10 protein-coding genes are annotated in these 15,230 nt (G+C 46.3%); 5 read left to right on the plus strand and 5 right to left on the minus strand.

What is annotated here, in order from left to right:
* Positions 1–559 precede the first annotated feature (559 nt).
* Positions 560–1,882 carry an IS4 family transposase gene (locus ACUYLD_RS00220; RefSeq protein WP_446674173.1) on the minus strand — a complete coding sequence of 441 codons (1,323 nt, stop codon included), beginning with the start codon at positions 1,880–1,882 and terminating at the stop codon, positions 560–562.
* 406 nt (positions 1,883–2,288) lie between these two features.
* Between ACUYLD_RS00220 and ACUYLD_RS00225 the strand changes: the two genes are divergently transcribed.
* The 3 genes from ACUYLD_RS00225 (at position 2,289) to ACUYLD_RS00235 (ending at position 5,200) form a co-directional block, all read left to right on the plus strand.
* The gene (locus tag ACUYLD_RS00225; protein ID WP_446674174.1) at positions 2,289–3,488 is read left to right on the plus strand and encodes an MFS transporter; all 1,200 of its coding nucleotides are present in this window, start codon (positions 2,289–2,291) and stop codon (positions 3,486–3,488) included.
* Complete coding sequence (locus tag ACUYLD_RS00230) at positions 3,481–4,140, plus strand: TetR/AcrR family transcriptional regulator (RefSeq protein ID WP_446674175.1); 660 nt, start codon at positions 3,481–3,483, stop codon at positions 4,138–4,140. Before ACUYLD_RS00225 ends, ACUYLD_RS00230 begins: the two co-directional genes overlap by 8 nt.
* A gap of 148 nt (positions 4,141–4,288) precedes the next feature.
* Positions 4,289–5,200, plus strand: a complete 912-nt coding sequence (locus ACUYLD_RS00235; protein WP_446674176.1) for a helix-turn-helix domain-containing protein — start codon at positions 4,289–4,291, stop codon at positions 5,198–5,200.
* Positions 5,201–5,306: 106 nt separating this feature from the next.
* Here the strand turns inward: ACUYLD_RS00235 and ACUYLD_RS00240 are convergent, their stop codons facing one another.
* The 4 genes from ACUYLD_RS00240 to ACUYLD_RS00255 all read right to left on the minus strand — a co-directional run bounded on the left by ACUYLD_RS00240 (position 5,307) and on the right by ACUYLD_RS00255 (position 10,690).
* Positions 5,307–6,707, minus strand: a complete 1,401-nt coding sequence (locus tag ACUYLD_RS00240; protein ID WP_446674177.1) for a sugar porter family MFS transporter — start codon at positions 6,705–6,707, stop codon at positions 5,307–5,309.
* 227 nt (positions 6,708–6,934) lie between these two features.
* Positions 6,935–8,272, minus strand: a complete 1,338-nt coding sequence (locus ACUYLD_RS00245) for a response regulator transcription factor (protein ID WP_446674559.1) — start codon at positions 8,270–8,272, stop codon at positions 6,935–6,937.
* Positions 8,247–9,695: a sensor histidine kinase gene (locus tag ACUYLD_RS00250; protein WP_446674178.1), complete on the minus strand. Its 1,449-nt coding sequence runs from the start codon at positions 9,693–9,695 to the stop codon at positions 8,247–8,249. Before ACUYLD_RS00250 ends, ACUYLD_RS00245 begins: the two co-directional genes overlap by 26 nt.
* Positions 9,692–10,690: a sugar-binding protein gene (locus ACUYLD_RS00255; RefSeq protein ID WP_446674179.1), complete on the minus strand. Its 999-nt coding sequence runs from the start codon at positions 10,688–10,690 to the stop codon at positions 9,692–9,694. The genes ACUYLD_RS00250 and ACUYLD_RS00255 overlap by 4 nt, the downstream gene beginning before the upstream one ends.
* Positions 10,691–10,908: 218 nt before the next feature.
* Here ACUYLD_RS00255 and melA point away from each other — a divergent pair, with 218 nt between their 5' ends.
* Complete coding sequence (gene melA, locus ACUYLD_RS00260; RefSeq protein WP_446674180.1) at positions 10,909–12,408, plus strand: alpha-galactosidase; 1,500 nt, start codon at positions 10,909–10,911, stop codon at positions 12,406–12,408.
* A gap of 544 nt (positions 12,409–12,952) precedes the next feature.
* Positions 12,953–15,115 (plus strand): glycoside hydrolase family 6 protein, encoded by a 2,163-nt coding sequence (locus ACUYLD_RS00265; protein ID WP_446674181.1) that lies wholly within the window; start codon positions 12,953–12,955, stop codon positions 15,113–15,115.
* The last annotated feature ends 115 nt before the right edge of the window (positions 15,116–15,230 follow it).

Consider the following 15,230-nt stretch of genomic DNA (forward strand, 5'->3'; position numbering starts at 1 on the left):
GCGCTTTAATTGCTCTTCATTTATAGGGTAATTAACATGGTTATTTAACAACCTAAACGAAGAATCTTTTATATAATCTTCTGTTGTCTTGCATTCATAGAGACAGTGCAGGAAAAAATCCGGCTGCCGAAGATTAAAGTAACATGTTAAAAGTGTTGAATGATGGATCGGCTCTTAGTTGGACAGAAAATATAAGGGCTAGTAGAACGAGCAGATAAGAAGAAGGGACGGAAAAAGTGCCCTCATAGGAGTTGTTCAGTTTTGTGTTGACAATCCAGAGTTAAGAATTACATATTGAAGTGCACTTATTGAATAGTACCTATTGAACAATTTTATTATCACCACAGGCTAAAAAAATGATTTGAAGACAAAAAAAGAAATCCCCAAGGGATCAATGTCATTAAGATAAGCTCAAAGACAATTCCGGGAATAAAAATGAAATCCGAAACGGCATGGGAAAAGCCCCGTGCCGTTTGTTTTTTGTGCAAGCAAGGAAAAAAGCGTACAGCAAACAAAGCGGATAGAGTATCCGCTTAAAAAAATGTTCATGTGAACCGAATTATGCTACTCTGTAGACGAAGCTAACAGCTAATTTCCAGCGGATTTTGCGTGTATTCCTCTGCCCTGAGCGAATGGGTCGAATCGGCAAAATGTTTTTGCGAATCAGCGCTTCAACATCGGGCGAGGGTTCATCGTGCCGAGAGCGCAGGAAATATCTACAAACGTGAACGGCAACCGTAAAGTTGACTTGGTAGGGATGCCGTGTATCCATTTGGGAAATGACGACGTGCAAGGTCATCATTTCAGTGAAATTGTACATGATCATTCTTGCGAATATCTCTTGGATGATGGACTCTTGCTTCTTTGCATGAAAATTCGTCAGACCGACGGTGTATTTTAATGCCCTGAAAGAGGTCTCAATCCCCCATCGCATGTTATAAATGGACTTGATTTCATCGGGTGGGAAACCAGCGGTAGAAAGACTCGTAATAACGGTTTCATAAGTGCCATTAGGCAGGATGAAACGAACAACCCGAAAGGAAATCGGATAAAACAAGTTCTCCTGCAGATCCAAAAAATCAAAGGTAGACGTGGAAGGGACGAACTTGTACATCTCAGGATGAGCCTTGACCTCTTTGGTTTGTTTTTTTGTGAGTGTCAGATGAATGTCCCAATCAAACTCTCCGCTAGAGGGCACACGCAAGCCCGAAAGAATACCATTGGAATCCAAATCCTTTACCCGTATGACATAGTTCCACCCTTTGCGTTCAATATGCGCGAAATTGTTGTAACTTTCATACCCTCGATCGGCAATAACAATGGTTTTGCTTTTGATCGGGGAACGGTCAACCATAGCAGCCAACGCCCTTCCCTCGTTGCAAAACCTTCGTGGCTGAACAATGGCATCCACGTAAAGTCTATTGCACAAGTCATAGGCTGCGTTCAAATGCAGAAGGTTATAGCCTTTCGTGTTCGGTTGACTTTGAAAATAGGTGTCCGTGTCCGCAGAGTCCGTTGCGATATGCAAATCCGAACCGTCAACAGCAAGTAAACGATACCCCCGGTAGTCCTTGATATCCGTATATGATTGCGTAAATTGGTGAAACAAGAATTCCACAGCAGACGGCAGGATTTTATTCCTCTGTTGGACAAAAGCAGAAGTGGTCGCGGTATTTACGTCATAACCTTGTGATTCCAAGAGTTCCTTATATAGGTTGTTCCCCCCCATGGAGATCAGGAGTTGCATAACCGTTTCAAAGGGCAGCTTTTTCTTTCGGGTAAAATCTTTTTCAGGGTTTTTGACATAAGGTGCTGGTGCGGCTGACATTTCTCGTATGAGGGATGTCAGCGTTTCTTTTAGGGAATTTGCGTACTCATCCATTGGCGTAACCTCCTCGTTTTTTCAAGGGGCTTCGCCACATATGACCATCTTCTTGTCAAGTCTTTTTTTTCTTTTTCATGCAAAAAAAGAGCGGGCTATCTTTTCGATAACCTGCTCTTGTTCCTGATTTAGAACCTGCGTCTTATCTTAATGACATTGCCCTGGGGGTGGCCCTTTTTAAGTATGCCTTTTTACAGGTACGTACTATTAAAGGTCATTGTTCTGGTTGTGGCATGGGAATTGGGAGAACAAATAAGAGGCATGTTACAGGAGTTTGCAAAACAGGAGCCCGATAGCCAGGCTCAATAGGTTTGTATTTTTATTTACAATGGCCCCTATTTCAACTAGTATAGTTTACACATAGTAAAGGGTTACATAGTGTAAATAGTTAGAGGGGGTTACAAACATGAGCAGCTTACCTAAGTCTGCTACATTTCCACTTTTCATTCTGATGCTGAATTTGTTTATTGCTTTATTGGGTCAAGGTATGGTGATTCCCATTCTGCCTGAATATCTGAAACAATTTGATGCTGCAGGAGCTGCTGCAGGGTATCTTATTGCCGCTTTTGGAGCAGCGCAGTTTATCTTTTCACCCCTAGGTGGGCAGCTTTCGGATAGATGGGGTCGAAAATCCATGATCATCACCGGTCTGTTTTTAACCGTCATTTCGGATCTCATGTTTGCTGTATCTACGACATTGCCCCTTCTATATATTGCCCGATTTATCGGGGGGATAGGTATTGGATTAATGGTTCCTTCCAATATGGCCTACGTCGCTGATATTACCAGTTCTGAAACCCGAGCTAAAGGAATGGGCTACTTGGGTGCCTCCATGAATTTGGGTATGGTGCTTGGTCCGGGGTTAGGTGGTATGATCGCGGAGTTTGGCATAAGGGTGCCCTATTTTTTTGCTTGTGGACTTGGACTTGTTGCTACGCTGCTTAGCTTGTATATGCCAGAGACACTACCCAAGGAAAAACGAAAACCCGTCAGCCAATGGGTCCGCCGGGAGCCTATTCGGAACCAAATCCTAAATTCATTTCGGACATCCTATTTTCGTTATCTTCTCCTCATTCTGATCATGACATTAGGTTTGATGAATTACGAAACAGTGTATGCTCTTTTTGTGGAACGAAAATATGGTTTTGATGCCACTAAAATCTCAATGATCATTACGGTTGGTGCAATTATAGGCATCGTTGTACAGATATGGCTACTTGATTATCTCATCAAGAGACTTGGTGAGATGAAGCTTATACGTCTCTCTTTGATCATGACAGCCATCGCTTTACTGTTAATGATCATTAAGATCAATTTAGGTTATCTGCTAATGATATCGGCTCTGTTTTTTGCCTTTAATGCCTTCCTAAGGCCAACTGTAAGTACGATGATCGCGAACTCGGCTGGTGATCGCCAAGGGTATGCCGCTGGATTGAATACGACGTATACCAGCCTAGGCAATATATTGGGGCCCATTTTAGCAGGTTTGTTGTTTGACAAACACATTCATATTCCTTATATTTTTGGTGCGCTTATCCTTGCATCTGCCCTTTTCTTAACCTTACAAAAATCGAAAAATGAGAAACGGATGGTTGTTAATGACTGAGAACTGGCACCAGAATTTGAAAAACAAAAATCGGGAAGAACTCATTGCGGCTGCGAAGGAACTTTTTATGAAGCAAAGCTTTCTCAAAGTGAATATTAAGGATGTATGCAACGTGGCTGGTGTAAGTCGGGTCACATTCTATAAGCACTTTCAGTCCATGAACGAACTGATCTTTGAGGTCCAGATGGAAATCCTTGAGAGCATGACCGAATTTGTTAGAAGGGCACCTTTAGCTGAAATGAGCGGGAAGAAGATGCTTACTTCGATGCTTGATGCATGGATTGATTACGCTTGGCAACATCCGGATTACATCAAGTTTATTCTTTTATTCGATCTGCATTACGAAGCTTATGATTCAAATCAAGAACTCAAAGAACAGTACAAAAATTTTGTTAGCCGGGAAAAGGAACGACATTTCCTGATGGATGCTCTGGAAGTTGGATTCCAAGATGGATCATTAAAGTCCGACACGGAACCCTTGAAGACTGCTCATTTTATCTTCACGTCTATGATGGGTATACTCCAGAAAATGAGTCTGACGTCCAAGGATGATTGGAATAACGAACTTGAGGATATACAAATCGCTAACCGATTTGTGGGGATGTTGATTCAGTATTTAAGTCCAGAAAGTGATGAATCGCCTGCCTTTTAGGTAGGAGTCGCCTGCCGTATTCCAAAGTATTTTAGATCGTCCGATGGTGTGAAATAGAAGTACACGGCTCAGTCTGTTAAACTGTGAAAATAGAACGATTTCAGATACGTTGTCGTGTTAGCCTTATCTATTTAGTGGAGGTGCGGGGATGAACGGAAGTCTGTTTGAGCCACGGCTACGTGACGGGGATTATATTCCCCGTTTTTTTGCTTACTATTACAAGCAATGGCATGACTATACCATGTCTTACCACGATCATCATTCCACTGAAATTATGTACATGATTTCCGGCTTTTGCAGGGTAGATGTCCAAACGGGAGAGAACACGGAAGAAAGCATCACGCTGCGTAAAGGCGAGTTTATAATGCTGGACGCAGGTGTACCGCATCGACTGGTGGTGGAAGGAGAACAACCGTGCCGGATGCTAAATGTAGAGTTTGGTTTTACGGAGGGGGTGAGGGTAGGGCCGTCTATCCGACAAATCGCAACGGAGGAGCAGGAGGTCACGACTCTCATGTCACGTCCGTTCCCGTATCTGGTACTATCGGACCCGGAAGAGGTATATTATGCGCTGAAAAGTCTCGTGCTGGAGCTGGACCAACGAAAAGAACAGCCGGGTGCAATGGCAGAGCTGCTTTTTATGCAATTGCTAGTACGAATTGCACGTCTACGGGAAGAAGCAGAGCGCAGCAACACGCAGCAAACGGATATGTACATCAAACGGTGCATTGAATTTCTCCATCTGAACTATGACCGAGATATTGTGGTTAAGGACATGGCGGCAGCCGTGAATCTGCACCCAGGTTATTTGCACCGTATTTTCAAAAAACATACGGGGCTAACGCTCACCGCGTATTTAACGATGCTGCGAATGGACAAGGCCCGTATGCTTCTTCAGCAGACGGACATTCCCATTCAAGAAATTGCCGATTATGTAGGTGTGGCCAGCAGGCAGTATTTTCATATGTTGTTCAAAAAGCACACAGGCAAGACGCCTGTTGAATACCGCTCTGCTGTGGAGCGCTATGTGAGGAACTATGCGGAGGAGGAAGGGGACTGATAATAAAAAACCTCTGAACCCTTACCGATTAGGTCGGTATGAACTCAGAGGCTGGTGATTTCAAGCATTATAACACGTGTGGGGCTTTTTAAGAGCTAAAATAGTGTCATTTTCCGAGCCACATATTTTCCATCTGTTCAAGTGATCTCCCCTTGGTTTCGGGAACCTTGCGCCATATAAAGACTACGACGAACAACGAGATGGCTCCGAACAACCAGAAGGTATTGGACGGTCCGGCTGAGCTCAGCAGAGGAGGGAATGCCTGCGATACCAGATAATCGCCGGCCCACAATGCCATCGAAGCGATGGCTACCGCTTTGCCGCGAATGCGGTTCGGAAAGATCTCAGAGATCATGACCCATACGATCGGCCCAAGCGATATAGCATAGGAGGCCACGTAGATCAATATCATGATGAGTACGAGCGGTCCGGTAGTCAAACCCATTTTGAATGCGGCTCCAATAATGACCAAGCAGAGGGTCATCAACGAGGTACCGATGATCAGCAGAACTTTTCGTCCCGCTTTGTCGATCAGCCATACGGATACGATGGTAAACAACACATTGATCAACCCGATCCAGATGGTCTGGGTCAAAGAAGCGTCCGTACCGAGTCCCATTCCTTTAAAGATAACCGGCGCGTAATACAAAATGGCATTGATGCCGGTAATATGCTGCATAATGGCGAGCATGACGCCGATAAAGAGAGCGACCCGAATACCGGGAGCGAACAATTGTTTCAATGAGTCGTTCTCATTTTTGAACGATTCCTTGATATCAAGCACTTCCTGCTTAGCGGCTTCTTCACCGTGAATTTTCAGCAAAATCGGCAGCGCTTCATAAGGCCGATTCTGTTTGATAAGCCATCTCGGGCTTTCGGGTATGAAGAGCATCAAGAGCATAAAGATCAGTCCCGGAACGGCTCCCACTCCGAACATCCAGCGCCAGGCTGTTGAGACATCCCAAGCTTCATCCCCCAGGCTGACGATCCACGAATTCTGAAAATAAACCAGGAAAATGCCTGTTACAATTGCCAGCTGATTTAAAGCAACCAAACGGCCTCGGTATTTGGCGGGAGCGATCTCCGCGTTGTACACCGGACAAACGGTGGAAGTGATTCCTATGCCGACGCCGCCAATCATACGAAAGATAACATACCCGGTGAACGTATCTTGAAGTGCAGAGCAGATCGAGCCGACGACGAATAAAAATCCGGCGGCTAGCAATACCTTTTTTCTGCCGATCCTTTCACTCATGTAGCCGGAGAGAGCCGCTCCCGTGATACTCCCTACAATCAGACTCGACACCGCCCAACCAACCTGAAATTCGCTCAGCGAAAAACGCTGCTGTAGGAATTCAACTGCTCCCGAAACGACCGCGATATCAAAACCGAACAGGATGCCTCCAAGCGCAGCTACGATGGATACCAGCGTCACAAAAAGCATATTGGGTTTTTCTGATTGAAGCGCTTTCTGTTGAGCGCTTTCATTATGAATGATTACTCCCATATGATCATCTCCCCTCCAGATTCCTAGAACCTCATTCCGTTCTTCGAGGAGAAGTATAACACGCGCTTATAAAAGAAAGGCCGGTTATCGTCTTCAATAAACGCACCTTTTCATGCACGATTTTGGCTTCGCTTCCCGAATTGGAGACGGAGGGGCTAAACCTAGCATTACCTTGTCATTCAAGCTTAAAAAAATCCATGCCGATGGGCGGCATGGATGAATCACTACTATTTTTGTCCTTTGAACTCAGTGGGAGGAACGCCCGTTATCTTCTTAAAGACGCGGCTAAAATAGTTCGGGTCCTTATAACCCACTTCAAAGCTGATTTCCTTAAGAGCAAGGTTGCCCTCCTTGATCAGAGAAATAGCTTTATCAATCCGTAGCCGGGTTACGAAGTCGATGAACGTCTCTCCGTATTCCTGTTTGAAAATTTTACTGAAGTAGTGGGGATTCAAATGGACGAAATCAGCCACTTCTTCCAACGAAAGCTCATCGTTGAATCGTTCCTCGATATACATTTTTGCTCTGCCCAGCATAGTCAGTGTTTGAACTTCCCGCTGTTCGCGTATCCGTTGCAGTGCTGACATGACGTACGTCTGCTGAAGCATTCCATTCTCCGCTTTGACGGCAAGCACAGAGGCGTTTCCAGCCTCTGACGACTTCAGTTCGTCAAAGTGACAGTAACCTCCATCGCGCTTGCGTAGGGTGGAGGCAAAAACGGCTTCGAAATAGGACTTGCGAAGTCCTTCCTCGCCGCTATGCAGCGAGCCGATTCCAATAGCCGTCTTAATGCCAAGTTGCTGCTGGGCAAGATCGGAGAGCTGCTGAACAAGGTGTTTAACCAGCTGCCGCCAGTCGTTTTCGCCGGTGGCAGGCGGCTTGCATAAAAAAGTGGCTACATGATGGTCGATCAAGGAGCTTACAATGGAATTCGGGCCATGCGTTTTTATATAGCTTCGGAAATGATCGTAAATTTTCTTTTTATCCTGCTCGTCCGTATATCCCTCAAAAGCGGCAATGATGGCGCTTCCCTGATCAAGAGGAAAGTCCAGCCATTCTGATAGCTGGGAAGCGCTCGAATCCACTGTCTGGTCGACCATAAGCATTAAAGCCAGCTCATTTTCTGCGAGCGGCATCAGCTGTGAGATTTTATGCCTAAGCTCCAATTCTTCCGTACGTGCCCGCTTCTCGCACTCAATTTCTTCAATCAGTCGTTTCAATGTGCCGATGATGAGTTCTCGCTTCGCCGGCTTCAGAATATATTCTTTTACGCCCAAAGAGAGCGCCTTCTGGGCATAGGCAAAATAATCATAGGCAGTGACGAGCACGAATCGGGTATCGGAAAGCCGCTCCTTTAATTCACGAAGCGCTTCAAGCCCGTCAATTCCGGGCATATTGATATCCAGAATGGCAATATGGGGACGGTGCTCTTCCGCGCATTCAATCGCCATGCGGCCGTTGCCAGCATGAATAAACCGGAATATCCCCGGCATCGCCCGTTCCACTGTCAATTCCAGTCCTTCCCTCTCCAAAGCCTCGTCATCCGCGATCAACAACCGATACATCAGTCCGCTCACTCTCCTTCTTGACTGGAATTCGTATGGTTATGGTAGTACCTCGTCCGATATTGCTATTGATTTCAACCATTTCTTCTTCCTTTCCGTAGAACAACTGCAGCCGCCTAAACACATTTTGCATTCCAAGTCCTGTTGAACTGCCGCTTTCGGCTTCGCCTTTAAGACGGAGTACGGACAGTCGGGTTTCCTCCGTCATGCCCTTTCCGTTATCCGAAATTTCAATTTGTACATCTTCGTTCGCTCTCGACAGCGTTAATACGATAATGGCTCCGCTTTCCATATCTTCCACACCATGAAGAAAAGCGTTTTCAATAAATGGCTGGATCGTCAGGGCCGGAATTTGCTGCTGAAGTACGGAAGCGTCAAAGTGAAGATCAAAGCGAATTCTGTCCCTGAAGCGCGCCTGCTGGATGGTTACGTATTCGCGGATATGATCCAGTTCCTCCTGGAGAGTTACGGGTTTGTCCAGCTTCTGCAGGCTGTACCGTAGCAGATTGGACAGCGAAACGATCAGGTCGCTGGTTTTCTCCGCCCCTTCCAGGATCGCCAGCTTGGAGAGCACATTTAAGGTATTAAATAAAAAGTGCGGGTTAATTTGATTTTGCAGAGCCAGAAGCTCCAGTTCCTTCACAAGCCGCCGCATTTCCAGGCTCTGTTTATCCTTCTCGATAAGGATGCTCAAATCGGTGGACATTTGCGAAATGGCGTCCGACAGTACGCCTAGCTCGTCATCCCGTCGCGGTTGGGGCCTAATATTCAGATCACCTGTGGCGATTCGTTTCGCCAGTCCGACAAGTCTGCCGACAGGGCCAGTAATGCTGCGCGAGACCCAGATTGCAAGCAAAACCCCCATCAGCGCGTTCATGCCGAACAACGCCACTCCCCATCCGTTCATTCGCTCATTCTTGTTCCGGATGTTCTCAATGATTGGCCGGTAATAAGCCAGTTCAGCATCGATCAGTTGCTGACCCTCCTCATGAATATAGCTGACGGTTTTTTCCGCTTCAATATAATGTTCAAAAGCCGATTGAGGTTCTTGTGCCTTTGCATCCAGAACTGCGGCTTGTTTCTGTTCAAGAAATGTGGCCAACAGATTCATGTAGTCCTCCTCGGCGAAAGAAGGGTCGGTCGAGTCGGAGACTTCCTGAATTCTGGCTTTCAACTGCATTAATTGGTATTCTGTCGGACCCTGCACAGCCTTATCGCCTCTTGGATTAAGCAGATAGGCATATAGGAGCTTTAGGTTGCTCTCCGCCGATTCGGAGGTTTGCTCAATGAGGAGAATTCGGCCAAGCATTTCATCGTAGCTCTGTTGTACGACCTTTCCGCTTTGAAATACAAAATAAGCGATGATATTGGCGAACACAACTAGAAGAGGGATGAACAGAAGCAGCTTCGTTCTGATCGTCATCGTCTGTCATCTCCGGACATGTTGTCGGGAGTGTCCGCATGCATCTCATATATCCTGGTGTATGTTAATTCCTGGGGGGCATTCCCCTTTAGATAATCATTCAGCAATTTTATGGCCTTGGCCCCCATTTCCTCTGGCTGTTGAACAATGGTCAGTTCAATTTTGCAATCTCTGATGGCTTCCAACGTCTCGGCCATATCGTCAAAAGCGAAAATCTGCAAACTCCGCGCGCCGCGCCGCTCGGAGGCTTCCAGAATGCCAAGGCCGTCCAGCGCACTGAATCCGACCATGTAGCGGATCTGCGGATACCGGGTGAGCATGTTCTGAGCTTGCTGTGCTGCCTGAAGCCGTGAAATATTTGAGGAGCGAATCTCCACAATGCGGAGCTTGGGATAGCGACCGATCACGGAACGAAATCCAGCAAGCCTGAGTCGCTGATTCTCGACACGCTCGCTACTGATCATAACTCCGATGTCGCCACGCTCTCCAGAGGCTTTCGCTAATAGCGCGCCCATCCGTTTTCCTGCTCCTTCGTTATCCGTTCCCACGTAAGCTAGTCTACGGGAGTCTGGTTCATCCGTATCGATCGTGATGACGGGGATGCCAAGTCCGGCTGCTTTGTCGATTAATCGGCGATACTCTGGATCATTTATCCCTTGAACCAGAATTGCATCCGCCTTACTGGCGATCGCTTTATCCAGCAGTTTGACCTGCTCAGACGGATTAATGCGGTCCGGCCCGATATAATCGAGCCGCATACCGTACTGTTCCGCTTCCTTTCGGGCTCCTTGTTCGATTGACCGCCAGTAATAATTATCCAACTCCTGTGATATCAGTACGACTTTTGTATCGGAAACCCCGTCTTTTGGAGAAACCGTCTTCAATAACTCTGCAAATTGGTGAATCTGAAAAGAAGACAGAGTGAACTGAAAGAGCAGCCAGGCAAATAGCAGAAAGACGGGGATAAGGATAAATGTCCATTTACGGTTTGACATGTCTTGCTCCTTTGTCAATATTTAGAGACTTAATTCATTATACAGCAACAAAAGAAGCGTAGGCAGCTATCGTCAACGGCAAGCAGCATTTATTGATGCGAAAGTTAGGATTTTTGACACCTAAATACGAAACTGGTCATGATTTTGATAACGCTTTCCACGGGCCTATTGCTACAATGACGGTATATACCCATTCTAATTACCGGAGGTTGAATGCCGTGTCATTTAAAGTAGCGTTTATTGGAGCAGGAAGCATCGGTTTTACCCGTGGAATTTTACGAGATCTGTTAACGGTGCCGGAATTTAATGATATTGAAGTGGCTTTTACGGACATCAGTCGGCACAATTTGGATATGGTCACTGAGCTGTGCCAACGGGATATTCGGGAGAACGGTTTATCGATACAAATACAGTCCTCTACGGACCGAAAGATAGCTTTAAAGGATGCCAAATACGTCATTTGTACCATCCGGGTAGGCGGGCTGGAGGGCTTTGCAACCGATGTGGATATTCCGCTGAAATATGGCGTGGATCAATGCGTGGGCGATACCCTGTGTGCAGGAGGGATTATGTACGGACAGCGCGGCATTGCTGAAATGCTGGAGATTTGCAAGGATATCCGCGAGCTAAGTGCACCGGATGTATTGCTGCTGAACTACTCGAACCCCATGGCGATGATGACGTGGGCCTGCAATAAATACAGCGGTGTGCGTACAATCGGTCTATGTCACGGCGTCCAGCATGGGCATCACCAAATTGCCGAGGTGTATGGTCTGGAGAAGCAGGAGGTGGACATTGTATGCGCCGGAATCAATCACCAGACGTGGTACATTCAGGCGTCTCATGAAGGCAAGGATCTGACAGCCGGACTGCTGGAGGCTTTTGAAAAACATCCTGAATATAGCCGCACCGAAAAGGTACGCATCGACATGCTTCGTCGTTTTGGCTATTACAGCACAGAGTCGAATGGTCATCTCAGTGAATATGTGCCTTGGTACCGGAAGCGTCCGAATGAAATTATGGACTGGATTGATCTAGGCAGCTGGATCAACGGAGAAACAGGCGGCTATCTGCGTGTATGTACAGAAGGACGTAATTGGTTTGAAACAGATTTCCCTAACTGGATGAAAGAAGACCCATTGGAGTACAAGGCGGAAAATCGCGGTGAAGAGCATGGTTCATACATTATCGAAGGTCTGGAAACCGGACGTGTATACCGGGGGCATTTTAATGTCGTTAATAACGGTGTGATTTCCAATTTGCCAGACGACGCGATTATTGAAGCGCCTGGATACGTGGATCGGAATGGTATCTCCATGCCACATGTAGGAGACCTACCGCTTGGTCTTGCTGCCGTCTGCAATGTAAGTATTTCCGTCCAGCGTTTGGCTGTTGAAGCGGCTGTACACGGAGATGATAAGCTGCTGCGGCAAGCGTTTATGATGGATCCGCTAGTGGGCGCGGTGTGCAATCCGAAAGAAATTTGGCAGATGGTCGATGAGATGCTGGTGGCGCAGGAAGCATGGTTGCCGCAATATGGAGCAGCGATTGCCGAGGCGCGTCAACGTCTGGCTGTAGATGATCTGATTCCAACCCGACCCTATGAGGGAGCAGCACGACTTAAGGTGAAGACGGTTGAAGAAATGCAACTGGATCGGGATGCCGCCAATAAAAATGCAGGGCAATCCGACAAAGGCAAGGATCGCGAAAAAGTGTAGAACAATAAGAGCAGAGATTGACTTCACTACAATAAAAGGGTGTTTTCATGGTCATGATGGCCTGAAAGCACCTTTTTGCTGTCGATAGATATGACGATTTGGCATAGTTGGCGTGCTGAAGTTTATCATTGTCGATTTAGGCTGACGGAAATTAAAGAATACGGTCTTACTTTTTATGAATTTGCTCTTTTGCCGTCGATCCTAAATCTCCCGAAAGCTTGTTATAGCAGGGATGTTCAACAAATGAAGAAACCGACTTCAGAAAAAGAGGGGCCGCGATGAACCACTAGGGTGGCAATTCATATGCCTAATTAATAATGTAGTCCTTAATTTATTCAATTTACAGCAGATTTCCAGCTCACTATAATCTAACATAGGAGGTGACAAAAAGGGGAAAATGTGAGCGCATGAACAAATAGAAAGCGCTTACCTTTCACAACTATGAACGCCGCTTTTTTTGGAGAGAGTAGGCGTAACTCACATTTAATCATGTAACAATCAGGTGCCGACATAGGAAGATTCAACAAAATCCACGGAAAGATAGGTGAAGCAATTGAAAACAAAGCAAGTGCTTCGTAAAAGCATGAAGTATGCTTTTGCGCTATCACTCGTCGCAAGCAGCTTTCTACCAGGTGCAGGATTTACGGATAAAATACATGCAGAATCCCATGTGGACAATCCTTACCAAGGGGCGACAAAATACATTAGCCCTGATTATGCGGCTAGTGTCGACACATCGATTGCCAAAATTACGGATGCCAATCTGAAAGCAAAAATGCAAACGGTCAAAACATTCCCAACAGCCGTATGGCTTGATCGTATCGCTGCTATTAACGGCGGTGGAGGCAAGCTTGGCCTGGAAGCGCATTTGGACCAAGTATTGGCGCAAAAGAAAGGCAGCACACCGATTACGGCGGAATTTATTGTGTATGATCTGCCCGGACGGGATTGTCATGCCTTGGCTTCCAATGGTGAATTGCCACTGACCCAGGCAGGTCTGGAAACCTATAAAAAGGATTATATTGACAAAATTGCTGCTATTTTTGCTAATCCCAAATATAAGGATATTCGTATTGTAACGATCATTGAACCAGATAGTTTGCCAAATCTGGTAACTAATCTGGATGATCCGAAATGTGCACAAGCCAAGTCTACAGGGATTTATGAAGCTGGCGTGAAGTACACAATGAATAAGCTGAACGAGATTCCTAACGTGTACAAATACGTAGATATCGGTCACTCTGGTTGGTTAGGTTGGGATAACAACCGTTCAGCAACGGTATCCCTGTTTACAACCATTTTCAAAGATACTAGCAAAGGTCTGGCCAGTGTAGATGGCTTTATCACGAATACAGCCAACACTTCACCGCTGACAGAACCTAATTTGCCTGATCCAAATCTGAATATCGGTGGACAGCCGATCAAATCGTCCAAGTACTACGAATGGAATCCTAATTTCGATGAATCGGATTTCGCAGAGGCATTGCATAGAGATTTTGTCAGCGCAGGCTGGCCGAGCTCACTCGGTATGTTAATTGATACAGGCCGTAATGGATGGGGAGGACCTAACCGTCCGACTTCCGCAGTCGGCAGTGATATTAACTCCTATGTAAACTCAGGCCGTGTTGACAAACGCTCGCACCGTGGTAACTGGTGTAATAACAGCGGAGCAGGTATGGGAACGCCGCCACAAACGGCTCCAGCTGGCCATATTGATGCCTATGTATGGGCGAAACCTCCGGGTGATTCCGATGGTTCCAGCTCACTCATTCCGAACGATGAGGGTAAAGGCTTTGACCGTATGTGTGATCCTACCTATACAACCAAGGATGGCACATTAACAGATGCTTTACCGAATGCACCTATTTCAGGAGCATGGTTCCATGATCAGTTTGTAATGCTGGTACAAAATGCGTACCCTGCTATCGTGCCTTCCACTGGTGGTGTGGACCCAGCGCCTACAGCTCCAGCTGTACCGTCAGGCTTAAAGGCTGTTGTGGGCAATGCTCAAGTAACGCTGACTTGGAATGCGTCTACTGGTGCCGATAGCTACACGGTCAAACGCGCCACTAGCGAAGCAGGTCCTTTTACAGCCGTTGCGCCTCTTGTAACGGAAAGAGAGTACACGGATAAGGGACTGACGAACGGAACAACTTACTTCTATGTTGTAAGTGCTACGAATGCGAAAGGAACAAGTAAGGATTCCGCAGCGGTAAGCGCTGAACCTAAAGGTACACCGACAGATCCAACAGACCCTACAGATCCTACAGAACCAGCGGGAGATCTGGTTGTAATGTACCGGGCCGGGGACACTGATCCAGCGAATAACGCAGTCAAGCCTTTCTTTAACTTGAAAAATAAAGGAACAACACCTGTGAAGCTGAGTGAGCTGAAAATTCGTTACTATTTCACGAAAGATGGCAGCCTGGAGCTGCAATCTGCAGTAGACTATGCGCAAGTAGGTAATGATAACGTGCTGCGTACCTTTACTGACAACTATATTGAAATTGGTTTCAGTCCTGCTGCCGGTACGCTTGCTGCCGGAGCGCAAACAGGTGATATTCAGATCCGCATGAACAATAGCGACTGGTCCAACCTGGACGAATCCAATGATTACTCCTTCGATCCAACCAAAACCTCTTATGCAGAATGGAACAAAGCAACGTTGTTCCACAATGATAAGCTGGTGTGGGGAATCGAGCCTTAGGATTTGGTCAGAACATGTGCTCTTGAATGATTGAAAAGTATTAAAAGAAGGTTACGGCATAACTGTCGTAGCCTTTTTTACGTCTTCGAATAAAGAATTTGATGACCAAGGGAAT

Source organism: Paenibacillus sp. SER-28 (assembly GCF_052906305.1).